This is a genomic window from Modestobacter sp. L9-4, assembly GCF_019112525.1.
In the GTDB taxonomy this organism is placed as follows: Bacteria; Actinomycetota; Actinomycetes; order Mycobacteriales; family Geodermatophilaceae; genus Modestobacter.
Map to the genome: position 1 here is coordinate 3,322,590 of NZ_CP077800.1, position 22,127 is coordinate 3,344,716.

The following is a 22,127-nucleotide window of genomic DNA, read 5'->3' on the forward strand; positions in this document are numbered from 1 at the left end:
CGTAGGTTGCCAGCAGAGCATCAGTCTCCTGATGCTCCCCTGACGGAGGAGTGGCCCGTGGTCCGGCTGACCGACTGGGTGCTGGCGCACCGCCGGCTCGTCGTGGCCGTGTGGGCGGTGCTGGCCGTGGCCGGTGGCGCGCTGGCCGGCACCACGGTCGGCCGGCTGGGCTTCGACTTCAGCACCCCGGGCCAGCCCGCCTACGAGGCCAACGTCGACATCGCGGACCGACTGGGCACCGGCGGTGCCGTCGACCCGCTGCCGGTGACCGTCGCCCTGCCGGAGGGGACGTCGGTCGCCGACGCCGCCGGCGAGCTCGGTGCCGCCTACGGCCGGCTGGCCCGGCCGGGCTGGCGGGTCGTCACCCCGCTGGACCCCGGCGCCGAGGGCCTGGTCGGTGCCGACGGCCGGACGGCGGTCGCCCTGGTCTGGCCGCCGCCGGTGCCCGGGCAGGCGCCCTACGCCGCCGCACTGCCCGAGCTCGAGGGCGCGCTGTCCGGGGTGACCGTCGCGGGGGTGGCCCCGGTCGTCACCGGGACGCCGCTGCTGGCCGAGGGCGGGGGCGAGGAGCGGCCGATCATCGTCGAGATCGCCCTGGGCGCCGGCGGTGCGATCGTCGTCCTGGCGCTGGTGTTCGGCTCGTTGCTGGCCCTGCTGCCGCTGCTAATGGCCGCCGTCGCCATCACCACCACGTTCCTGCTGGTGCTCGGGCTGACCACGGTCACCGACGTCAGCTTCATCGTGCAGTACCTGGTCGGGCTGATCGGGCTGGGCGTGGCCATCGACTACTCCCTGCTGGTGGTCATGCGCTGGCGCGAGGAACGGGCCGCCGGGGCCGGGGACGAGGACGCCGTGCGCACCGCCATGGCCACCGCCGGCCGGGCGGTGGTGTTCAGCGGGGTCACCGTGGCCATCTCGCTGCTGTCGCTGGTGGTCCTGCCGCTGCCGTTCCTGCGCACCGTCGGCTTCGGCGGGCTGTTCATCCCGCTGGTCAGCGTGCTGGTCGCGCTGACCCTGCTGCCGGTCCTGCTGGTCACCGTCGGCCGCCGGCTGGAGTGGCCGCGGAAGACGGCGCCGGCCGCGGCCAGCCGCACGTGGCGGCGGGTGGGGGAGGTCGTCGTCCGGCACCGGGTGGTCGCCGCGGTGCTGGCCACCGCCGTGCTCGTGGTGCTGGCCCTGCCCGTGCTGGGCATCCGGCTCGGGTCGCCGGAGGTCGCGGCGACCGCGACCGGGTCCAGCCCCGCCGCGACGGCGTTCCGCCAGCTCGCCGACGCCGGGGTGTCCCCGGGGGTGGCCCGCCCGGTGGAGGTGCTCACCGGCGACCGCCCGGCGGTGGTCGAGGCGGTGTCGGGTGTCGACGGGGTGGCGGCGGTGCTGGCGCCGTCGGCGCCCGGCTGGGAGGCCGGGGGCGCCGGGCTGGTCGACGTCGTCCTGGCCGGTGACCCCTCCACCGACGCCGGCCGGGAGGCCCTGGCCGCGGTGCGCGCCGCGGCCGCCACCGTGCCCGGCACCGTCGTCGGCGGCACCGCGGCCGGCGACGTGGACTCCGTCGAGGCGATCTACGGCAACGCCTGGTGGGTGCTGCTGCTCATCGTGGCCGTCACCTTCGTGCTGCTGGCCCGCGCGCTGCGGTCGGTCTGGCTGCCGGTGAAGGCCCTGGTGCTCAACGTCGTCTCGGTCGCCGCCGCCTATGGGATGACGGTGTGGATCTGGCAGGACGGCCACCTGGCCGGTGCGCTGTTCGGTGCCACGGCCACCGGCACGCTCACCTTCTGGGTGCCGATCGCGGCCTTCTCGTTCCTGTTCGGCCTCTCGATGGACTACGAGGTCTTCATCCTGTCCCGCATCCGGGAGGGCCACGAGCAGGGGATGGACACCCCGCGGGCGACGGTGCACGGCATCGCGTACACCGGCCGGCTGGTCACGTCCGCGGCGCTGATCCTGTTCCTGGCGTTCGTCGCGCTGTCGACCGTGCCGGTGGTCGACGTGAAGATCTTCGCCACGACGCTGGCGCTGGGCATCCTGCTCGACGCGACCGTGGTGCGCGGTGTGCTCACCCCGGCGCTGGTCGCGCTGCTCGGGCGGGCGAACTGGTGGTGGCCGGCCCGGCTGTCGCGGGCTCCGCGGGGCTGACCGCGGTGTGGACCAGGATGGGGGCATGACCCCGCAGCGCACGGCCCTGGTCCTCGGCGGCGGCGGCATCACCGGCATCGCCTGGGAGATCGGCGTCCTGGCCGGGCTGGCCGAGGCCGGGGTCGACCTGTCCACCGCCGACCTCGTCGTGGGCACCTCGGCCGGGTCGGTCGTGGGTGCGGGGCTGCGCAGCGGCACGCCGGTCGAGGAGCTGTTCGACACCCAGCTGGCCGAACCCGAGCCCGCGCCGGTCGCCCGCCTCGGCCGCGGCACGCTGGCCCGCTACGGGCTGGCCATGGTGCTCGCCCGCCGGGACGACGCGGCCTTCCGGCGGCGGATCGGCCGGCTGGCCCGCACCGCGGCCGACAGCGGGCGCACCCCGTCGGAGGCGGAGCGCCGGGCGGCGATCTTGGCCGCGCTGCGGTCGCCGGAGTGGCCCGAGCGGCCGCTGGTGATCACCGCCGTCGACGCCGACAGCGGCGAGTTCACCCCCTTCACCCGCTCCTCCGGCGTCGAGCTGGCCGCGGCCGTCGGCGCCAGCTGCGCCGTTCCCGGCGTCTACCCGCCGGTCACCATCGACGGGCGCCGGTACATGGACGGCGGCATGCGCTCGGCGGCCAACGCCGACCTCGCCGCCCGCTGCGACCGGATCGTCGTCATCGCCCCGCTGCCCCGCGGTGCCGGGCCGATGGCCAGCGTCGACGCGCAGGTGACCGGGCTGGTGAGCCGGGTCGTGGTGGTGTCCCCGGACCGGGCGAGCCTTGCCGCGATCGGGAAGAACGTGCTCGACCCCGCCGCCCGTGCGCCCGCCGCCCGGGCCGGCCGGGCACAGGGCGCCGCCGAGCTCGAGCGGGTCGCCCGGGTCTGGTCCGACTGAGCCGCGGCGCCGTCAGCGGGGGTCGAGGTGGCGCAGCAGCGTCTCGCCGATGTCGCGCATGGCGGCGACCTGGGTGGGGGAGAGCTGGTCGAACAGGTGCGTGCGCACGCTGGCCACGTGCACCGGCGCGGCCTGCTGCAGTGCGCTCATGCCCTCGTCGGTGAGCACGGCGAGCTGGCCGCGGCCGTCCTCGACGCACACCTCGCGCGCGACCCAGCCGCGCTCCTCCAGCCGGGACACTGCGTGCGAGAGCCGGCTGCGGGAGGCCAGGCAGCGGTCGGCCAGCTGGCTCATCCGCATCCGCCGCTCCGGCGCCTCGGACAGCTGCACGAGGATCTCGTAGTAGGCGCTGGAGACGCCGGCGGAGTGGGTGAGGTCCCGTTCCAGCCGGTCCTCCAGCAGCGTGGTGCTGTACAGCCACGCCCGCCAGGCGCGCTGCTCCTCGGCGTCGAGCCAGCGCGGCTGCGCCGGGACACCGTCGTCCTGGGTGGGCGACACCTGTGAGGTCACCCCCTCAGGGTACTGGCGGAATAGTCAAGGCTTCAACTACGCTCCCGGACCAGGCAGCAAGTACAACGCTCAACCACCCGGAGGACACCATGAGCAGCACCACCCAGATCCCTGGCTACGTCGTCGGCACGTGGGACATCGACGCCACCCACTCCACCGTGGGCTTCTCGGTCCGCCACATGATGGTCAGCAAGGTCCGCGGCTACTTCCGTGAGTTCTCCGGCGAGATCATCACCGCCGCCGACCCGTCGACCTCGACCGTCCACGCCACCATCGACATGGACTCGATCGACACCCGGCAGGAGCAGCGCGACGCGCACATCAAGTCCGCCGACTTCTTCGACACCGGCAACCACACCGTGATGGAGTTCCGCTCCACGGGCATCCGCAACAAGGGCGACGAGTGGATCGTCGAGGGCGACCTGACGATCAAGGGCATCACCAAGCCCGTCACCCTGGACCTGGAGCTCAACGGCTTCGGTCCGGACGCCTACGGCGGCACGCGCGCCGGCTTCTCCGGCAAGACCGAGATCTCCCGCAAGGAGTTCGGCGTGGACATCGACATGCCCATGGACGGCGGCGGCGTCGTCGTCGGCGACAAGATCACCGTCGAGCTCGAGATCGAGGGCGTCCTCCGGGCTGCCTGACGAAGGACCCCCTTGCCCCCGTCACTCGCAGGCTCCTGACGGGACCCGGCAAGGGGGCCGACCAGAAGGCCCCGGTGCTCACCGCACCGGGGCCTTCGGCGTGTCCGGGGTCCCAGGCAACTCCCAGTCGTCGTCCGGGAACTGCCTGGGTCGCCGGGGCGACAGTGCAGGCATGAGCACCGTGCGTCCGTGGGCCGCGACCATCGCCCGGCTGCTGCTGGGCGTCGTCCTGGTGGTGGCCGGTGCGCTCAAGCTGCCCGACCCGGCCGCCGCCGAGCGCGCCGTGCGCGCCTACCGGCTGCTGCCCGAGGGGCTGGTCGGCCCGGTCGCCTTCGGGCTGCCGGTGCTGGAGATCGCCATCGGGCTGGCCCTGCTGGCCGGCGTCTTCGTGCGCACGGCCGCCCTGGCCGCGGCCGCGCTGATGGTGGTCTTCCTCGTCGGCATCGTCTCGGCGTGGGCGCGCGGGCTGCAGATCGACTGCGGCTGCTTCGGCGGTGGTGGCGTCGTCGCCGCGGCCGACACCGCCTACCCGGCGGAGGTCGCCCGGGACACCGCGCTGTTGCTGGTCGCCCTGGCCCTCGCCCGCTGGCCGGCGTCCCGGTTCGCGCTGGGCTCACCCACCACCCCGACCCCCTCCCGGACGGAGCCCGCCCGTGTCCACTGACACCTCCTCCCCGCAGTCGAAGAAGGCTGCCGCCCGGGCGCGGATCGCCGAGCGCCGGGCCGCCGAGGCCGCCGCGCAGGCAGCTGCCGAGCGCCGCCGCCGCACGGTGGTCGGTGCCGTCGCCGCGGCCGTCGTGCTGGTCGTGGCGCTGGTCGCCGTCGTCCTGGTGCAGACCCACCGGACGTCGACCCCCGCCGCCGCGGCCAGCCCGCCCGGGACCACCGACGGGTACGCCTTCGCCGTCGGCTCGGCCGACGCCCCGGTGACCGTGGACGTCTACGAGGACTTCCAGTGCCCGATCTGCGCCCAGCTGGAGGCGACCAGCGGAGCCACGTTCGCCTCGCTGGTCGACGCCGGCACGGTGCAGCTGCGCTACCACGGCATGGCCTTCCTCGACCGCGCCTCGACCACCGAGTACTCGACCCGGGCGCTCAACGCCGCCGCGGTGGTGGCCGAGTCGGGCGCCGACGCCTACCGCTCCTTCCACGACCTGCTGTTCGCGAACCAGCCGGCCGAGGGCAGCGCCGGGCTCACCGACGACCAGCTCGTCGACTACGCCGCCCGGGCGGGGGCCAGCGGTCCGGACGTCGAGGCCGGCATCCGCGGCCTGCGCTACGGCGACTGGGTGGAGGCGGCCACCGACCAGGCCAGCACCGACGGCGTGAACGGCACCCCGACGGTCTTCGTCGACGGCACGCAGCTGGACAACAGCAAGCTGACGCCCGAGGGCATCACCGCCGCCGTGCAGGCCGCCGCCGCGAGCTGACGTCCCCCTGCGGAGCGCGCCGGTCGGGCAGGCTGCGGGGCCGTGACCCAGCAGCTGCGTGTCCTGGGCGCATGGCTCGCCGGTCTCGGGTTCGTCTGGACCGGGGTCGCGGCGCTGGCGTCAGGGCAGTACGTGCCCAACTGGTTCGACCCGGACGACGGCCCGTGCGCGGTCGACCCCGAGGGCGTCTGCGCCGCGGGACTGCGCCAGCAGTGGTGGTGGGCCGGCGTGGGCGGTCTGCTCACCCTGGTCGGCGTCGCCCTGGTGGTCTGGTCGCTGGACCGAGCGGCCGCCGACGCCCCGCCCCGGCAGCTCCCAGGGGTGGCCCACGCCCTCCTGGCGGCGGCGCTCAGCCCGGCGCTGTTCGTGCTGCTGACGGTCCCAGCGCTGTTCCTGCTCCTGGTGACCGGGACGTCGCACGGTCTGGTGCTCGTCGGGCTCGTGGCCTGGCTGGTCGAGGCGCCCCTCCTCGCGGCACTGGACCAGGCGGTGGGGGAGGGCGGCACGTCGTCCCGGTCCCGGCACGCGGGCGCACTGGTGGTGAGCGGGGTGGCCGTCGGCGTCACGCTGGCAGAGCAGGTGCGCGACCTGGGACACCTCGACGCGGCGCAGGTCCTCCGCCACGCGGCGGTCGTCGGGCTGGGTGTCCTGCTCCTCCGGTTCCTCGCGGTGCCGGGCGCGGCGCGCGCCCGTCTCCTGGGGGCCGTCGCCGGCGCCGCGGCCGTCCTGGCGGTCGGCGCGCTCGTGCTGGTCCCGGTCCTGCACCGGCCGGCCGCGGACAGCGCCGCCCGCCGGGAGGCGGACCCGCTGCCCGCCCCGCCGTCCGCGGCGGCCCCGACCCCGACGGCGACGCCGGTGCCCGCCCCCGTGCCGGTGCCGGAGCCGACTCCGACCCCGACACCGACGCCCGTCGTAGCCGACGCCCCCTGTGCGCAGCAGGACCTCACGTTCCGGGTCGAGGGGTTCGACGCGGCGATGGGTGCCCGGGCGGCTGCGCTGGTCGCCACCAACACCGGGTCGGCACCGTGCTGGCTGGAGGGCGTGCCGGTCGTGGTGCTCATGCAGGGCGGGCGCCCGCTCGCGCTGCAGGTGGGTGAGGGGCAGACGCCCGAGGGCGGACCTGCGCGGACCGAGCGCGTCGGGGTGGCCCCGGGCGGCACGGCGGTCTCGCTGCTGAGCTGGCGCAGCTACGGCGGCTGGGCGGACCTCGACACCCCGCAGTCGGTGACCGTCGCCCTGGACGCCTCGACGACCCTGGTGTCGGCTGCGGTGTCCGGCGGTGGGGGTGCCGCCCCCTTCGACATCGCCGACGGCGGAGCGTGGGGCATCGCACCGTGGGCGGCACCGGCCGGGTGACCGTCCGGCGGGGAGACTGGAGGACATGACGACCTCCACGCTGACCCGCGTCCGCAACCGGCTGCCCTCCGCCGTCCCGGCCGCGATCGGCCTCGCCGTCGGCTTCGGCGTCGCCCAGGCGACCGGTGTCCGGGCGCTCGGCGGGATCGTGCTGGCCGCCGGCGGGCTCGTCGCCGGCTGGCTCTGGTGGTCCCGCCGCGGTGCGGCCGTGGCGGCCGCGCTGGCGGTCGCCTACCTGGCCGCGTTCGCCCTCGCGCACGTGCTCGCCCTGGGCCTGGGGTGGCCGGCCTGGCTGGCCGTCGGCCTGGTCACCGTGGCCGTCGCGGCGCTCTCCTGGGTGGTCGTGGACCAGCCTGCGTCGTGAGGCCCCGGGCCAGGGGCTCGGCCCGAGCTCGCGGGGCACGAGGGGGTCCGAGGTCCTCCAGGAGTGGCAGACCGGTCACAGCCGGTCCGCCGGGGACCGTCGTCCGTCTACCATGGGAAGGTCTCGGCGCTCCGCGCCGTTGATCCTGTCGCGCGCCGTAGCGCGCAGACTCCCACTTGAACTCCTGAGGTGCCTCTCCGCATGCCCACTCGCAACGACCTGCGAAACGTCGCGATCATCGCGCACGTCGACCACGGCAAGACCACCCTGGTCGACGCCCTGCTCCGCCAGGCCGGTGCCCTGGGCCGCGCGAAGGGCGAGGGCACCGACAACGACTCGACCCAGGACCGGGTCATGGACTCCGGTGAGCTCGAGCGCGAGCGCGGGATCACCATCCTCGCCAAGAACACCGCGATCCACCTGCACGACGAGGACGGCAACCCCGTCATCGTGAACATCGTCGACACCCCCGGTCACGCCGACTTCGGTGGCGAGGTGGAGCGCGCGCTGTCGATGGTGGACGGCGTCTGCCTGCTCGTCGACGCCTCCGAGGGCCCGCTGCCGCAGACCCGCTTCGTGCTGCGCAAGGCGCTGGCCAAGGGGATGCCGGTCATCCTCGCGGTCAACAAGACCGACCGCGCCGACGCCCGCATCGAGGAGGTCGTCGACGAGACCTACGAGCTGTTCATGGAGCTCCTCGAGGACGCCGGCCTGCCGGCCGAGACCCTCGAGTTCCCGATCGTCTACTGCAACGGCCGCACCGGCCAGGCGTCGCTGAACAAGCCGGAGAACGGCACCGTCCCCGACAGCCCGGACCTCAGCCCGCTGGTGAAGGTGCTGCTGGACACCGTCCCGCCGCCGGTCTACGACGCCGAGGAGCCGCTGCGCGCGCAGGTCACCAACCTCGACGCCTCGCCGTACCTGGGCCGCCTGGCCCTGCTGCGCATCCACTCCGGTGAGATGAAGAACGGCCAGCAGGTCGCCTGGTGCAAGGCCGACGGCACCATCGAGCGCGTCAAGCTGACCGAGCTGCTGGTCACCGAGGGCCTCACCCGTACCCCGGCCGCCAGCGCGGGCCCCGGCGACCTCGTCGCCGTCGCCGGCATCCCGGACATCGGCATCGGTGACACCCTCGCCGACCCGAACGACCCGCGCCCGCTGCCGGCGATCACCGTCGACGAGCCGTCGATCTCGATCACCATGGGCATCAACACCAGCCCGCTGTCGGGCAAGTCGGGCAAGAAGGTCACCGCCCGCCTGATCAAGAACCGGCTCGACCAGGAGCTGATCGGCAACGTCTCGGTGCGCATGCTGCCCACCGAGCGTCCCGACACCTGGGAGATGCAGGGGCGCGGCGAGCTGGCGCTGGCCATCCTCGTCGAGCAGCTGCGCCGCGAGGACTTCGAGCTGACCGTCGGCCGCCCGACCGTGGTCACCAAGGAGATCGACGGCAAGCTGCACGAGCCGGTCGAGCGGGTCACCATCGACACCCCCGGCGAGTACGTCGGCACGCTCACCCAGGCGCTGGCCAGCCGTCGCGGGCGGCTGGAGAACCTGGTGCACCACGACACCGGCTGGGCGCGGATGGAGTACATCTGCCCCTCGCGCGGCCTCATCGGGTTCCGCACCGAGTTCCTGACCGAGACCCGCGGCACCGGCGTGCTGAACCACACGCTCGAGGGCTACGAGCCGTGGCTGGGCGACATGCGCGCCCGCCCGACCGGCTCGCTGGTCGCCGACCGCAGCGGTGTGGCGACGACCTACTCGATGTTCTCCCTGCAGGAGCGCGGCCAGATGATGGTCGAGCCCGGCACCGAGGTCTACGAGGGCATGGTCATCGGTGAGAACTCCCGTCCGGACGACATGGACGTGAACATCACCAAGGAGAAGAAGCTCACCAACATGCGCAAGGCGACCTCGGAGGAGCTGGAGCGGCTCGTGCCGCCGAAGATCCTCAACCTCGAGCAGGCGCTGGAGTTTTGTGCCGAGGACGAGTGCGTCGAGGTCACCCCGGGCACCGTCCGGATCCGCAAGGTGGAGCTGGACCAGACGGTCCGCGGGCGTACCCGCAACCGCAAGCCGAAGCCGTGAGGAAGGACCCCCTTCTCCCCACCCCTCGCAGGCTCGGGGCGGTGCCCTGAAGGGGGCCTGAGCCGCGAACGCCGTCGTCCCTCCTGGGGACGGCGGCGTTCGTCGTTCCGGCGCGCCGACGAGGTCCGCCGAAGTCGGTGGTGCCCGTGTGGCGAGTGTTGTCAGTCGGACACGTTCGGTGAGGACCGGCCGGTCAGGGGCGGCGACTCGCCGACGCTTCCTCGTGGCGCCCGGTGGCCGGCGGTGCCCCGACCTACGTTGCGTCGGGAGAGGTGCGTGCGGTGGACGAGCGCCGTGCAGCACCTGGGGGATGAGCACGAGAGGGTGGTCGGGGAACCGATGACGATCCAGCGAGCAGCGGGTTTCCGGAACGGCATCGACGTACGGGTGCGCCTCCGGCGGGCGGGCTCCGGGTCGGACGCGGCCTTCGACGGTGCCTGGTGGCCGCGCAGCCACGACCTGGCCGCCGAGCTGCCGGAGCTGGTCGCGGCGCTGGCCACCCTCGGCGTCCGCGTCGAGCGGTTCACCTACCCGGAGCAGGCCTGGGCGCCGATCGACCGCAAGGTCGTCGTCTCCGGGCGCACGGTGCGCACCGGCGCCTTCCGCAGCATGGACCCCGCCCTCGTGTCGCTCACCGTCGACGGTGACCGGCGGCTGGACCTGCTCGTGGTGCCGCCGCAGGCCGACGCGCTGACCGGTGTGCGCGCCCTGCGCCTGGCCGCGGGTCAGCGCGAGGAGTCCGACAGCCCCGAGCGCGTGCTCGCCACGGCCGGCTCCTGGTCCCGCCCCGAGGTCGTCGTCCCGATCACCGGCGTCCGCGCCGGCTGACGGAGGCCCTCTTGCTCCCCACCCTTCGCACGCTCGGGGCGGGCCCCTGCAGGAGGGCCGTCCCAGCAGGCCACGGGGTACGCCGGGAGCGAACCGGGTGGACGGCGCGGTGCGGCTGCGCTGAGGTCGGCGCATGCGAATCCTCGTCCTCGGCGGCACGCACTTCCTCGGCCGGCACGTGGTCACCGCCGGCCTCGAGCGGGGGCACGAGGTCGCCACCTTCACCCGCGGCGTCTCCGGGGCGCCGCCGGACGGCGTCCGCGCCCTGCACGGGGACCGGGACGACCCGGCCGCCCTGCCCGCGGCGCTCGGCGGCTGGACGCCCGAGCTCGTCGTCGACACGTCCTGCCAGACCCGCGCCGCCGCCGAGAACGCCGCCGCCGCGCTGGCCGACGTGGCCGGCTACGCGTTCGTCAGCAGCCTCAACGCCTACCGCACCTGGCCGCCCGGGCCGATCGGCGAGGAACGCGACGAGCCCACCTGGGACACCCCCGACGACGAGTACGGCCCGAACAAGGCGCACGCCGAGCGGGTGCTGGGCGCGGCGCTGGGCGACCGCTTCCTCACCGCGCGCGCCGGGCTGATCGTCGGCCCGTTCGACCCGCTGTACCGGCTGGGCTGGTGGCTGGACCGGGTCGCCGCCGGTGGCCGGGTCGTCGTCCCGGCGAGCATCGACCAGCCGATCGCGCTGGTCGACGCCCGGGACCTGGCCGGCTGGCTGGTCGAGGCGGCGGAGCGCGGGCTCGCGGGCCCGGTCAACGCCACCGGGCCGGCCGGGATGACGACGCTCGGCGGGCTGCTGGACACCTGCCGCGAGGTGACCGGCAGCGACGCGGAGTGGGTGCCCGTCCCGGACGCCGACCTGCTGGCCGCCGGCGTCCAGGAGTGGGTGCACCTGCCGCTGTGGCTGGCGCCGGGGACGGCCCGCACCGCCTGGCAGGTCGACACCACCCGCGCCCGGGAGCTCGGCCTGCCCTCCCGGCCGGTCCGGGACTCGGTGGCCGACACCTGGGCCTGGATGCAGACCCACGCCCGGCCGGAGCCGCCGGCCGGGCGCGAGCTGCCCGGCCTGCCGCCGGACCTCGAGGCCCGGCTGCTGGCCGGCCGCTGATCAGCCGCGCCGGCGGGCGCGGAGGACCTCGTCGGCGTGGTGGTGGCCGCCTTCCCCGCCGGTCCGTGGCCGCTGGGCCGCCACCAGCACCTCCCACTCCTCGGCGTCCAGGTCGGCCGCGACCTCGGTGGCGGCCGCGAAGCGGTCACCGCCCCACAGTGCGGCGCGCTCCTCGTCGAAGGGGTGGCCGACCCACAGCAGCGTGCCGCCGGGGGCCACGGCGTCCGCGAGCCGGGCCAGCAGCTGCCCGCGCTGGTCTGCCGTCGGGTGCAGGAAGTGCGCGGTCACCAGGTCGAAGCTCGCCTGCGGGGGCTGCCAGGAGTCGACGTCGCCCTGCACCCACTCGACCCGGTCGGTCAGCCCGGCGGCGGCCGCGTGCTCGGCGGCGCGCTCCAGGGCGACGGCCGACCAGTCCAGTCCGGTCGCGTGCCAGCCGCGGCCGGCCAGCCACAGGACGTCGCCGCCCTCACCGCAGCCGACGTCCAGTGCCCGCCCCGGGGTCAGGTCGGTGGCCTCCTCGACCAGCGGTGGGTTCACCCGCCCGCTCCACAGGGCCGGGGCCTCGCGGTAGCGGTCCTCCCACGACGCCTGGTCCAGGCCGGTGCTCGCGGGCTCGTGCTCGTGCTGGTGGTCGGTCATGGTCGTCTCCTCAGATCCCGTGGCGCCGGTCGCCCAGCACCTGCTCGCACAGCTCGCGCTCGGACGTGGGGGAGAAGGGGGCCCGTCGCCGCGCGGCGACGGCGTCCCGGGTGTCCTCCGCGATCAGGTCCGCGTTGATCATCGCGCCGGTGTTCAGGGCCGCGGCGGCGGAGCTGATCACCTGGGCCCGCAGGTCGGTGACGTTGCCGGCGACGTAGACCCCGGGGACGGCGGTCAGCCCGTTCGGGTCGGCGGCCACCGCGCTGCCGATCACGTGCCCGTTCATCTCCAGGTCGGTGGCGGTCAGCCCGAGGGACCCCAGGACGGCGGAACGCGCGGTGAACCGTGGCGCCACCACGACGGCGTCCCGGGCGACGACCTGCCCGCCGGCCAGCCGCACCCCGCCGAGCCGGTCGCCGGTGGCCTCCAGTGCGGTGACCTGGCCGCTGACCACGCTGATGTCGCGGGCGGCCAGCTGCTCCCACTCCTCGTCGGTGGGCTCGGGCCCGGTGTGCAGGAACAGGGTCACGTCGGCGCTCCACTGCCGCCACATCAGCGCCTGGTGAACGCCGAACGGGCTGGTCGACAGCACCCCGATGGCCTGGTCGCGCACCTCGTACCCGTGGCAGTAGGGGCAGTGCAGGACGCCGCTCCCCCACAGCTCGCGCACCCCCGGCACGTCGGGCAGCTCGTCGACCAGCCCGGTGGTCACCAGCAGCCGCCGGGCGTGCACCGGCCCGCCGTCGGCCAGCCGCAGCCGGAACCCGCCCGGGACGACCTCGGCGGCCAGCACCTCGCCGGTGCGGACCTCGCCCCCGTAGGAGGCGACCTCGGCCCGCCCGGTGACCAGCAGCTCGCCGGGCGGGGTGCCCTCGCGGCCCAGGTAGTTGTGCACCTGCCCGGCCGGGGCGTTGCGCGGGGCGCCGCTGTCGACCACCAGCACCGAGCGGCGTGCGCGGCTCAGTGCGAGCGCACCGCTCAGCCCGGCCGGACCGCCGCCGACCACCACCACGTCGTACTGCTCGTCCATGCTCGCGCTCCTCTGCTCGGCCGGCGACCGACCGTCCGGCCGCCGGTCCCGAGCATGGGGCGACGGGCGCCAGGAGCACAAACAACGTTGCTGCTACAGCAAACTGCGAAAGGGCAGGACGCAGGAGGGCCCCGCCCGGCGGTCGCCGGACGGGGCCCTGGCCCTCCTGCAGGGGCCCGCCGCGAGGAACGAGCGGTGGGGGGCAGGAGGGTCCTTCGTCAGTTCTGCGGGGCGCTCGGCCGGCCGGCGGGGACGTTGCCCGGCACCTCGGCGACCTCGTTCGGGGCGGCGAGCTGCTCGGACTCGGCGCGAGCCGCCGCGGCTGCGGTGACGGCGTCGGCCGACTCCTGGGCACGGTCCTTGCAGTACTCGCGGAACGACCAGGCCACGGCGGCGGCCCACACCAGGTAGACCACCGCGTAGACGGCGTACCGGGTGCCGGTGTCGGCGTCGAACCAGTCGCTCTTGAGCAGGCTGCGGGTGTTGGTCAGGACGATGATCCCGCCGACGCTGGCCCCCAGCAGGCGCGGCGGCACGTAGCGCACCAGCCACGCGGCGACGGGGGCGGCGATCAGGCCACCGACGAGCAGGGCCGCCACCCAGGCGAAGTCGATGCCCTGGCTGCCGAGGGCGAAGAGGAAGCCGAGGCTGGCGGCGAGTGACACCAGGATCTCGGAGGTGTCGACGGAACCGATCGTCTTGCGGGGCTCCATCCGGCCGCTGGCCAGGATCGCCGGGGTGCTCACCGGGCCCCAGCCGCCGCCGCCGGTGGCGTCGACGAAGCCGGCGGCCAGGCCGAGGGGGGCGAGGAAGCGGGTGCGCATCGGCTTGCCGAGGTGCCGGCGGTCGATCCCGCGGAGGGTGAAGCGCACCAGCAGGTAGATGCCCAGCGCCAGCAGGATCAGCTGCATGACCGGGGCGGCGACCTCGGTGGAGAGGTTGGACAGCACGGTCGCGCCGGCGAAGGCGCCCACCGCACCGGGGACGCCGATCTTGCCGACGACCTTCCAGTCGACGTTGCCGAAGCGCCAGTGCGAGAGGCCCGAGGCGAGGTTGGTGCCGATCTCGGCGAGGTGCACGGTGGCCGAGGCGGCGGCGGGGTTGGTGCCCAGGGCGAGCAGCAGCGTCGTGGAGGTGACGCCGTAGCCCATGCCCAGGCTGCCGTCGACGAGCTGGGCGCCGAGGCCGGCGAGGGCGAGCACGATCAGGGTCTTCACGTGGGGGACTCCGGAGCTGGGGGGCGCGGGCACGCGTCAGTACGCGGGCACCGCAGGGCTGACAGGGGAGGCGCGCAGGGCGCGGGGGGTCAGCAGCCTCGACAGCAGGCGGTGCAGACGCGCAGCAGGTCGACGTGGATGCGGCTCACCAGGAACTCACCCGGGAGCTGGTGCGGGGGCACCGCCGACGTCGACACGGCTGCATTCCTACCATCCCGGTGCACATTGTGGGCAACCGACCTGGCCGCACACCGCGTGTCCGCCCCGACGCGCCGGGGCCCGGCTCAGACGCGCAGGGTGTCCCGGCGCACCGTGCGCCAGGCGACCAGCCCGCCGAGCGCCATCACCACGGCGCAGACCACGACCGCCACGTGGAAGCCGGCGGTCAGCGCGGCCGGGTCGGCGTAGTCGTCACCGCTGAGCCCCACGGCGACCGGCAGCGCCGCCACCGCCAGCAGGTTCGCGGCCCGCGCGACGGCGTTGTTCACCCCGCTGGCCACCCCGGCGAGGTGGTCGGGGGCCGCGTCGAGCACGGTCGCCGTCAGCGGGGCGACGACCAGCGACATGCCCAGGCCGTTGAGCAGCGAGCCCGGCAGGACGTCGAGCCACCAGGAGCTGCCCGGCCCGATCCGCACGAACCACAGCACGCCGGCCGCGGCGACCAGTGGCCCGACGGTCATCGGCAGCCGCGCGCCGACCCGCGCGGCGAGCGCGCCACCACGAGCCGACAGCAGCGTGATGACCACGATCGCCGGCAGCATCGCCGCCCCGGCCTCGGTCGCGCTGTAGCCGAGCACGGTCTGCAGCTGCAGCACCAGGAAGAACGAGTAGCCGCCGAGCCCGCCGTAGACCAGCAGCGTGCTCAGGTTCGCGCCGGTGAACTCGCGGTCGGCGAAGACCCCGGGCGGCAGCATCGGCGTCGCGGCGGCGCGCTCCCGCAGCACGAACGCCGTCCCGGCGGCGACGCCCACGGCCGCGGAGACCCACACCCGCGGTGAACCGGGGCCGTCGCCGGCGGCGATGAGGGCATAGGTGACCCCGGCCAGCGCCAGCGCCCCGGTGACCGCCCCCAGGACGTCGAAGCGGCCGCTGCTGCCGGTGTCCCGGCTCTCGGGGACGTGCCGGACGGCGACCAGCACGACCACCACCGCGACCGGGGCGTTGAGCAGGAACACCCACCGCCAGCTCACCGCGTCGATGAGCGTGCCGGCCAGGAACGGCCCGATCAGCCCGGAGATGCCGCCGAGGGCCGACCAGGCGCCGATGGCCCGCGGCCGGTCGGCGTGCGGGAACGCCGACTGGATGATCGCCAGGCTGCCCGGGGTGAGCAGCGCCCCGCCGATGCCCTGCAGCACGCGGGCGCCGACGAGCTGGCCGGTGGTCTGCGCCAGGCCGCAGCCCAGCGAGGTGACGGCGAACCACACGACCCCGACGAGGAACACCCGGCGGCGTCCGTAGCGGTCACCGAGCGCGCCGCCGAGCAGGATCAGCGCGGCCAGCGCCAGCGTGTAGCCCGACAGCGTCCACTGCAGCCCGGCCAGCGAGGAGCCCAGGTCCGCGCCGATCGCGGGCAGTGCCACGTTCACGGCGGTGGCGTCGAGCATGGCCATGCCGGAGGCCAGCACGGTGGCCAGCAGCACCCAGCGGCCGGCGGGCGTGCCCAGCCGGACGGGATCGGCGGCGACCGGGCCGGAGGGCTGTCCGGTCGCTGTCACGCCGGGACGTTATCCGACGATCGCGTGGGTCAGGACGAAGGCGCCCGCGGCCACCAGCCCGGCGGCGGGCAGGGTGACCACCCAGGCGATGACGATGTTGCCGGCCACGCCCCAGCGCACCGCCGACAACCGCCTGGTGGCGCCCACGCCCATGATCGACGTCGTCGTGATGTGGGTCGTCGACACCGGGACGGCGAACACGGTGGCGGTGGCGATCATCACGCCCGAGGCGACGGTCTGGGCGGCGAACCCGCCGGCCGGGGTGAGCTGGATGATCCGCCGTCCCAGCGTGCGCATGATCCGGAAGCCGCCGGAGTAGGTGCCGGCGCTGATCGCGAGCGCGGACGCCAGCACGACCCACAGCGGGACGTCGAAGTCGTCGAGGTGGCCGGAGGTGACCAGCGCCAGGGTGATGATGCCCATCGTCTTCTGCGCGTCCTGCATGCCGTGCCCGAGCGCCATCGCCGCCGAGCTCACGATCTGCGCGTGCCGGAAGCCGCGGTGCGCCTTGTGGGCGTTGGCCTTCCGGAAGGACCACAGGATGGCCAGCATGAACAGGTAGCCCAGGCCGAAGCCGACCAGCGGCGAGACGACCATCGGGATGACGACCTTGTCCACGATGCCCATCCACTGCACCGAGTGGGCGGCGGCCAGCGCGGCGCCGACGAGGCCGCCGATGAGGGCGTGCGAGGACGACGAGGGCAGCCCGAAGTACCAGGTGACCAGGTTCCACACGATCGCCCCGATCAGGGCGGCGAAGACCAGTTGCAGGCCCGCGCTGCCCGAGGGGGTGTCGATGATCCCGGCGCCCACGGTCTTGGCGACCTCGGTGGAGATCAGTGCACCGACCAGGTTGGCCACGGCCGCCAGCGCCAGCGCGGCCCGGGGCGTGAGCGCCTTGGTGGAGACGGCGACGGCGATGGCGTTGGCGGCGTCGTGGAAGCCGTTGGTGTAGTCGAAGGCGAGCGCGACCGCGATGATCGCGATCAGCGACAGGGTCATCCCGTCCACGGGGCGGTCAGGACTCCTTGACCGAGATGGTCTCGACGACGTTGGCGACGTGCTCGAAGGCGTCGGCGGCCTCCTCCAGCTGGTCGGCCACCTCCTTGAGCTTGAGGATCTCCAGCGCCTCGAACTGCCCGGAGTACAGCCGGGAGAGCAGCCGCCGGTAGAGCTTGTCGGCCTCGTTCTCCAGCCGGTTGACCTCGATCCAGTACTCGTCGAGGCCCTTCATCACCCGCAGCCGGGGCAGCGACTCCGCGGTCACCGTCGCGCAGCGCTGCAGCAGCGCCACCTGCTGGCCCATCTCGGCCGGCAGCGTGCCCAGGCCGGTGAGCACCACCAGGTCCGCGGCGGCCTCGATGCAGTCCATGACGTCGTCGAGGTCGCTGGCGAGGTTGTAGATGTCCTCGCGGTCGAACGGCGTGACGAAGCTGGAGTTCAGCTGCCGGAACACCGCGTGGGTGAGCTGGTCGCCGGCGTGCTCGAGGTCGCGCAGCTTCGTGGCCAGCTCGTCGCGGCGGGTGTGCTCGTGGACGAACACGCTGAGGACGTCGGTGGCCTGCACGAGGTTCTCCGCCGAGGCGGTGAACATGTCGTAGAAGCTGGAGTCCCTGGGGGTCAGGCGGAAGGCCACGGTGTGCTCCGGGGTGACGACGGGGGTCGGCGCCCGGGCTGGATCGGCGACCCCGGGGAGCATAGACACCCGCCGTTCACCCCGCGTTCACGGTCGGGTCCGACCCGGCGGGAACCAGACGGCCCTCGTGGACGACTCTCTCTGCGTGCGAGCTGTCCCGTCCCGGTGTTCCCCCGTGTCCTCGGCCCCGGTGACCGCGTGAGGCGGTTCGCCGCCGCCGTCCTGCTGCTGTGCGCGCTGCTGGGTGTCGGCGTGGGCGTCGACGTCGTCACCGCCGCACCGGCCTCGGCGCACGCGGTCCTCACCACCACCACGCCGGCCGACGGCGCCCGGGTGCCCACCGCCCCGACGGAGGTGAGCCTGGCGTTCAACGAGGCGGTCTCGCTGGGCGCCGGTTACGCCCGGGTGCTCGACGGGGCGGGGGAGCGGGTCGACACCGGCGCGGCCGAGGTGCGTGACGGCGTCCTCACCGTGCCGCTGCGGCCCGCCCTGCCCGACGCCGGGTACGTGGTCACCTGGCGGGTCGTCTCCGCCGACTCCCACCCGATCTCGGGTGCCTTCTCCTTCGTCGTCGGCAACGGCGAGCCGGTCTCGGCCAGCTCGGTGGGCAGCGGCGACGCCGCCGACCCGCTGGTCGCCGTCGCCCTGCCGCTGACCCGTTCGCTGGGCTACCTCGGCCTCGTGCTCGGGCTCGGCGTCCCGCTGGCGCTGGCCACCGTGTGGCCCGGCGGCTGGCGGGTGCGGCTCATGCGCCGGCTCACCCTCGGGGGCCTGGCCGGGGTCGCGGTGACCACCGGGCTGCTCGTCCTGCTGCAGGGGCCCTACGCCTCCGGCAGCGGGCTCGGGTCGCTGTTCGACGGCGCGCTGCTCGACAGCACCCTGGACTCCGACTTCGGCAAGACGCTGCTGCTGCGGGCGGCGCTCGCGGTCGCCCTCGCGGTGACGCTGTGGCGCACCTGGCGCGACGACCGGGCGCCCGCGTCCTCGCTGCTGGTCGTGCCTGCGGTGGTCGCCGGGCTGCTGGTGGTCAGCGTCGCCGCGGTCGGCCACGCGGTCGCCGGGTCGCTGCCGCTGCTCGCGGTGGCCGCGACCGCGGTGCACGTGGGCGCGATGAGCGCCTGGCTGGGCGGGCTGGTGGCGCTGTTCGCCGGCGCGCTGCGCGCCGCGACCCCGGCCGGCGAGCTGGCGGCGGCGCTGCCCCGCTGGTCGCGGCTGGCGGCGGGCTACGTCGGCGCGATCGTGCTCACCGGCATCTGGCAGTCGCTGCGCGAGGTCGCCTCCTTCGCCGCCCTCACCTCGACCACCTACGGCTGGGTGCTCGTGGGCAAGCTGGCCCTGGTGGCGGTCGTGCTCGTCGCCGCACTGGTCAGCCGGGACGTCGTCCAGCAGGGCAGCGGCCTGCGCGGGGGCGGCCGCCGCCGTCCGCAGCGCCGGGTGGTCGCCCACGCCTTCGCCGCCCCCGGTCCGGGCGCTGACCGGCCCGCCGAGGAGCCCGCCGCCGGGGAGTCCGCCACGGAGGAGCCCGCCGCCGAGGAGCCCGCCCCGGAGGAGCCCCCCGCGGACGAGCCGCCGATCGCCGTGACGGCCGCGCCGGGCGTGCTGCGCCGGTCGGTGCTGGTCGAGCTGGTCGGGGCGCTCGTCGTGCTGGCGCTGTCGGCGGTGCTGGTCGGCATGCCGCCGGCCCGGGCCGCGGTCGCCCAGTCCGTCGAGGTCACCGTGCCGCTGCAGTCGGCCACCGGCACGGCCGGCAACGGCACCGTGCAGATCAGCCTCGACCCGGCCAGCCCCGGCCCCGCCGTGCTGCACGTCTACCTCTTCGACGCCGCCGGGCAGCTCACCCAGCCCCGGCAGATCACGGTGGGCCTCACCGAGCCCGCCAAGCAGATCGGCCCGCTGGACGTCGACCTGTCCGCCGCCGGCCCCGGCCACTACATCGGCGACCCGGTGCTGCCCACCGCCGGCACCTGGACTCTCACCGTCACCGTCCGGCTGGACGAGTTCACGGCCGTCACCGCCAGCACCGTCTTCCCGGTCCGCTGACCACCCCCGAGCCGACCACCCCCTGAGCGAGGAGCACCGTTGTCCCTGTCCCGCCCCGTCCGCCGCCTGGCGCTGCTCACCGTCGCAACGGTGACGAGCTCGCTGGCCCTCGGTGCCGGCGTCGCCTCCGCGCACGTGACGGTCGGTTCCGCCGACGCCGCACCCGGCGGCTACGGGAAGATCACCTTCCGGGTGCCCAACGAGAGCGACGCGGCCAGCACGGTCGCGCTGCGGGTGCAGCTGCCCACCGACACCCCGCTCACCTCGCTGCGGGCGCAGCCGGTGCCGGGCTGGACGACGACGCTGACCCCGACCACCATCGACCCGCCGGTGGAGGTGCACGGCGAGCGCGTCGACACCGCCGTCTCGGTCGTGGAGTTCCGGGCCGAGGCCGGCGGCGGGATCGCGCCGGGGGAGTTCCAGGAGTTCGCGCTGTCCGGCGGTCCGTTCCCCGACGCCGACTCCCTGACGTTCAACGCCGTCCAGACCTACAGCGACGGCAGCGAGGCGGCCTGGATCGAGCCGACCGTCGCCGGCCAGGCCGAGCCCCAGCACCCCGCACCGGTGCTGTCCCTGACCTCGGAGGCCGTACCGGTCGGTGATGCCGGCACGCCCGCGGCGAGCGCCGCCGACGACGGCGACGGCACGGCGGTCACCGCCCTCGTGCTCGCCGTCCTCGGGCTGCTGGCGGGGCTCGGCGGACTCGTCCTCGGGCTGACAGCCCGCCGACGTACCGTGGCTGCGTGAGCTCCGTGACCCGTACCGGGCTGGCCGCCCTCGCCGCCACCGCCGCCCTGCTGCTCGCCGGCTGCGGCGGCGCCGCCGACGCCGACACGACGGCCTCGGGCGACCACGGGCACGACATGGGCGCCATGGAGGCGCCGGCCACGGTCGAGGACGACGGCGGCGACTCGGCGTACTCGGGGCTGCACCTGCGCGACCCGTACAAGAAGCCCGAGTTCACCCTCACCGACAGCACCGGCGCCCCCTACGACTTCGCCGCGCGCACCGCGGCCGGCCCCACGCTGCTGTTCTTCGGGTACACCAACTGCCCCGACGTCTGCCCGACCACGATGGCCGACGTGGCGCTGGCGCTGCGCACGACCGACCCGGCCGTCGTGGCGAGGACGACCGTCGTCTTCGTGACCACCGACCCGGCGCGGGACACCCCCGAGACGCTGGGGGAGTACCTGGGCCGGTTCGACGCCGACCTGGGCACCGAGTTCGTCGGGCTCACCGGTGACCAGGCGCAGGTCGAGCAGGCCCAGCTGGCTGCCGGCGTGCCGCTGGCGGAGGACAACGGGCAGAGCCACTCGGCGATGCTGCTGCTCTACGGCACCAACGGGGAGGCCGACGTGGCCTTCAACGGCGGGAACACCGCCACCGACATCGCGCACGACCTGGCCGTCGTCGCCGAGGGGTGACGCCCCGGGTGCTCGCCGGCCGGGCGGTGGTGGTCCTGCTCGGCGTCCTGGCCGTGCTCGGGCTGGCCGGCCCGGCCTCGGCCCATGTCGGCGGCGGCGTGGCCGGCAGCGACTTCACCGGGGAGCTGCGGTCGGTCACCCCGGCGCTGCCCGGGGTGACCGTGCGGGTGCTGCAGTTCGGCGACCAGCTCGAGGTGGTCAACGACACCGGCACCGAGCTGGAGGTCCCGGGCTACTCGGGTGAGCCCTACCTGCGGATCGGCCCGGACGGCGTCTGGCGCAACGCGCTGAGCCCGGCGACGTGGCTGAACCTCGACCGGGCGGGGCTCACCCGGGTGCCGGAGAGCAGCAGCATCACCGAGCCGCCGCAGTGGGAGCAGGTGTCGACCCGGCCGCAGTACGCCTGGCACGACCATCGCACGCACTGGATGAGCACCGACCTGTTGCCCCCGGCCGTGGCCGCGGACCCCGGGCACCCGCACACCGTCGCCGACTGGTCCGTGCCGATGACCTACGGCGGCGCCGACGTCACCGTGGCCGGGCGGCTGGGCTGGGACCCGCCCCCGCCGCCGTGGCTGGTGTGGCCGGTCTACGCCGTGCTGCTCGCGGCCGCCGTGCTCGCCGGCTGGCGGGCCCGCGGGCCCCGGCCGCTCGCCGCCGTGCTCGCCCTGGGGGCGGTGGCCTCGCTGTACCACGCCGCCAGCACGCCGGAGCCCGCCGCGAGCGTCTCCTCGCACACCGGGGCGCTGGTCGCCGCACTGCTGCCGGCGCTGCTCGTGCTGCTGGTCACGGTGCTGGGCGTGCGGGCGGCCCGGCGCGGGCGCGGGGTGCTCACGGGGCTGTTGGCGGTGGTCGCCGGTTGGCTGCTGCTGGTGCAGGGCCTGCCGGACGTCGACGTGCTGTGGACCGCGCACGCACTGAGTTCCGGCCCGGGGCTGCTGGCGAGGGCCGCCGTCGCGGTGCTGCTGGCCGGCGGGCTGGGGCTGGTGGCCGGTGGCGCGGGCGCCGCCCGCCGCTTCCGCGACCCGGCGCCGGCTGCGGCGCCCCGGCCACCGGTCCCCGCCGAGGGCTGACCCGGG

The 22,127-nt window shown here is 75.0% G+C and carries 21 protein-coding genes; 14 read left to right on the forward strand and 7 right to left on the reverse strand.

Features of this window, described 5'->3' with window-relative positions; translation table 11 throughout:
* Positions 1-57: 57 nt before the first annotated feature.
* Both KUM42_RS15705 and KUM42_RS15710 read left to right on the forward strand, forming a co-directional pair.
* Complete coding sequence (locus KUM42_RS15705) at positions 58-2,133, forward strand: MMPL family transporter (protein ID WP_237493462.1); 2,076 nt, start codon at positions 58-60, stop codon at positions 2,131-2,133.
* A gap of 25 nt (positions 2,134-2,158) precedes the next feature.
* Positions 2,159-3,010, forward strand: a complete 852-nt coding sequence (locus tag KUM42_RS15710; protein WP_237493463.1) for a patatin-like phospholipase family protein — start codon at positions 2,159-2,161, stop codon at positions 3,008-3,010.
* Positions 3,011-3,022: 12 nt separating this feature from the next.
* On the opposite strand, the gene KUM42_RS15715 is transcribed toward KUM42_RS15710, so the two are convergent.
* Positions 3,023-3,520, reverse strand: coding sequence for a MarR family winged helix-turn-helix transcriptional regulator (locus tag KUM42_RS15715; RefSeq protein WP_237493464.1), 498 nt, complete (start codon positions 3,518-3,520; stop codon positions 3,023-3,025).
* Positions 3,521-3,609: 89 nt separating this feature from the next.
* Here KUM42_RS15715 and KUM42_RS15720 point away from each other — a divergent pair, with 89 nt between their 5' ends.
* The 8 genes from KUM42_RS15720 to KUM42_RS15755 all read left to right on the forward strand — a co-directional run bounded on the left by KUM42_RS15720 (position 3,610) and on the right by KUM42_RS15755 (position 11,347).
* Positions 3,610-4,167, forward strand: coding sequence for a YceI family protein (locus KUM42_RS15720; protein WP_237493465.1), 558 nt, complete (start codon positions 3,610-3,612; stop codon positions 4,165-4,167).
* Positions 4,168-4,339: 172 nt separating this feature from the next.
* Positions 4,340-4,831, forward strand: a complete 492-nt coding sequence (locus KUM42_RS15725) for a MauE/DoxX family redox-associated membrane protein (RefSeq protein WP_237493466.1) — start codon at positions 4,340-4,342, stop codon at positions 4,829-4,831.
* Positions 4,821-5,597, forward strand: a complete 777-nt coding sequence (locus KUM42_RS15730; protein ID WP_237493467.1) for a thioredoxin domain-containing protein — start codon at positions 4,821-4,823, stop codon at positions 5,595-5,597. The genes KUM42_RS15725 and KUM42_RS15730 overlap by 11 nt, the downstream gene beginning before the upstream one ends.
* Before the next feature lie 42 nt (positions 5,598-5,639).
* On the forward strand, positions 5,640-6,953 hold the full coding sequence (locus KUM42_RS15735) for a DUF4232 domain-containing protein (protein ID WP_237493468.1): 1,314 nt from the start codon (positions 5,640-5,642) through the stop codon (positions 6,951-6,953).
* 25 nt (positions 6,954-6,978) lie between these two features.
* Positions 6,979-7,317, forward strand: coding sequence for a hypothetical protein (locus KUM42_RS15740; protein ID WP_237493469.1), 339 nt, complete (start codon positions 6,979-6,981; stop codon positions 7,315-7,317).
* Between the two features lie 201 nt (positions 7,318-7,518).
* The gene (typA, locus tag KUM42_RS15745; protein ID WP_237493470.1) at positions 7,519-9,408 is read left to right on the forward strand and encodes a translational GTPase TypA; all 1,890 of its coding nucleotides are present in this window, start codon (positions 7,519-7,521) and stop codon (positions 9,406-9,408) included.
* Positions 9,409-9,747: 339 nt separating this feature from the next.
* A complete protein-coding gene (locus tag KUM42_RS15750) occupies positions 9,748-10,236 on the forward strand; it encodes a DUF5994 family protein (protein ID WP_237493471.1) in 489 nt (162 codons plus the stop codon).
* Positions 10,237-10,369: 133 nt separating this feature from the next.
* A complete protein-coding gene (locus KUM42_RS15755) occupies positions 10,370-11,347 on the forward strand; it encodes an NAD-dependent epimerase/dehydratase family protein (RefSeq protein ID WP_237493472.1) in 978 nt (325 codons plus the stop codon).
* Here the strand turns inward: KUM42_RS15755 and KUM42_RS15760 are convergent, their stop codons facing one another.
* From KUM42_RS15760 to KUM42_RS15785, 6 genes are all read right to left on the reverse strand, one after another.
* A complete protein-coding gene (locus tag KUM42_RS15760; protein ID WP_237493473.1) occupies positions 11,348-11,986 on the reverse strand; it encodes a bifunctional 2-polyprenyl-6-hydroxyphenol methylase/3-demethylubiquinol 3-O-methyltransferase UbiG in 639 nt (212 codons plus the stop codon).
* 10 nt (positions 11,987-11,996) lie between these two features.
* A complete protein-coding gene (locus tag KUM42_RS15765; protein ID WP_237493474.1) occupies positions 11,997-13,016 on the reverse strand; it encodes an NAD(P)/FAD-dependent oxidoreductase in 1,020 nt (339 codons plus the stop codon).
* Between the two features lie 218 nt (positions 13,017-13,234).
* Positions 13,235-14,233 carry a sulfite exporter TauE/SafE family protein gene (locus KUM42_RS15770; protein ID WP_237493475.1) on the reverse strand — a complete coding sequence of 333 codons (999 nt, stop codon included), beginning with the start codon at positions 14,231-14,233 and terminating at the stop codon, positions 13,235-13,237.
* 284 nt (positions 14,234-14,517) lie between these two features.
* The gene (locus KUM42_RS15775; protein ID WP_237493476.1) at positions 14,518-15,948 is read right to left on the reverse strand and encodes an MFS transporter; all 1,431 of its coding nucleotides are present in this window, start codon (positions 15,946-15,948) and stop codon (positions 14,518-14,520) included.
* Positions 15,949-15,957: 9 nt separating this feature from the next.
* Positions 15,958-16,950, reverse strand: a complete 993-nt coding sequence (locus tag KUM42_RS15780; protein WP_304610773.1) for an inorganic phosphate transporter — start codon at positions 16,948-16,950, stop codon at positions 15,958-15,960.
* A 16-nt stretch (positions 16,951-16,966) separates the two neighbouring features.
* On the reverse strand, positions 16,967-17,584 hold the full coding sequence (locus KUM42_RS15785; protein ID WP_237493478.1) for a DUF47 domain-containing protein: 618 nt from the start codon (positions 17,582-17,584) through the stop codon (positions 16,967-16,969).
* A 198-nt stretch (positions 17,585-17,782) separates the two neighbouring features.
* On the opposite strand from KUM42_RS15785, the gene KUM42_RS15790 reads away from it, so the two are divergent.
* The 4 genes from KUM42_RS15790 to KUM42_RS15805 are packed head-to-tail and all read left to right on the forward strand — an operon-like array spanning position 17,783 to position 22,121.
* On the forward strand, positions 17,783-19,624 hold the full coding sequence (locus KUM42_RS15790; protein ID WP_237493479.1) for a FixH family protein: 1,842 nt from the start codon (positions 17,783-17,785) through the stop codon (positions 19,622-19,624).
* A gap of 39 nt (positions 19,625-19,663) precedes the next feature.
* Positions 19,664-20,371 (forward strand): YcnI family protein, encoded by a 708-nt coding sequence (locus tag KUM42_RS15795; RefSeq protein ID WP_237493480.1) that lies wholly within the window; start codon positions 19,664-19,666, stop codon positions 20,369-20,371.
* Positions 20,368-21,048: an SCO family protein gene (locus tag KUM42_RS15800; protein WP_237493481.1), complete on the forward strand. Its 681-nt coding sequence runs from the start codon at positions 20,368-20,370 to the stop codon at positions 21,046-21,048. The genes KUM42_RS15795 and KUM42_RS15800 overlap by 4 nt, the downstream gene beginning before the upstream one ends.
* Entirely contained in the window at positions 21,045-22,121 is a 1,077-nt protein-coding gene (locus KUM42_RS15805; RefSeq protein ID WP_237493482.1) for a hypothetical protein, read from the forward strand. The genes KUM42_RS15800 and KUM42_RS15805 overlap by 4 nt, the downstream gene beginning before the upstream one ends.
* Positions 22,122-22,127 lie beyond the last annotated feature (6 nt).

Bases quoted from the DNA above. Each gene is read 5' to 3' on its own strand.
- KUM42_RS15780 (WP_304610773.1), bottom strand. From the start codon at position 16,950: ATGACCCTGTCGCTGATCGCGATCATCGCGGTCGCGCTCGCCTTCGAC.
- KUM42_RS15760 (WP_237493473.1), bottom strand. From the start codon at position 11,986: ATGACCGACCACCAGCACGAGCACGAGCCCGCGAGCACCGGCCTGGAC.
- KUM42_RS15710 (WP_237493463.1), top strand. From the start codon at position 2,159: ATGACCCCGCAGCGCACGGCCCTGGTCCTCGGCGGCGGCGGCATCACC.
- KUM42_RS15720 (WP_237493465.1), top strand. From the start codon at position 3,610: ATGAGCAGCACCACCCAGATCCCTGGCTACGTCGTCGGCACGTGGGAC.
- KUM42_RS15740 (WP_237493469.1), top strand. From the start codon at position 6,979: ATGACGACCTCCACGCTGACCCGCGTCCGCAACCGGCTGCCCTCCGCC.
- KUM42_RS15755 (WP_237493472.1), top strand. From the start codon at position 10,370: ATGCGAATCCTCGTCCTCGGCGGCACGCACTTCCTCGGCCGGCACGTG.
- typA (WP_237493470.1), top strand. From the start codon at position 7,519: ATGCCCACTCGCAACGACCTGCGAAACGTCGCGATCATCGCGCACGTC.
- KUM42_RS15725 (WP_237493466.1), top strand. From the start codon at position 4,340: ATGAGCACCGTGCGTCCGTGGGCCGCGACCATCGCCCGGCTGCTGCTG.
- KUM42_RS15750 (WP_237493471.1), top strand. From the start codon at position 9,748: ATGACGATCCAGCGAGCAGCGGGTTTCCGGAACGGCATCGACGTACGG.
- KUM42_RS15765 (WP_237493474.1), bottom strand. From the start codon at position 13,016: ATGGACGAGCAGTACGACGTGGTGGTGGTCGGCGGCGGTCCGGCCGGG.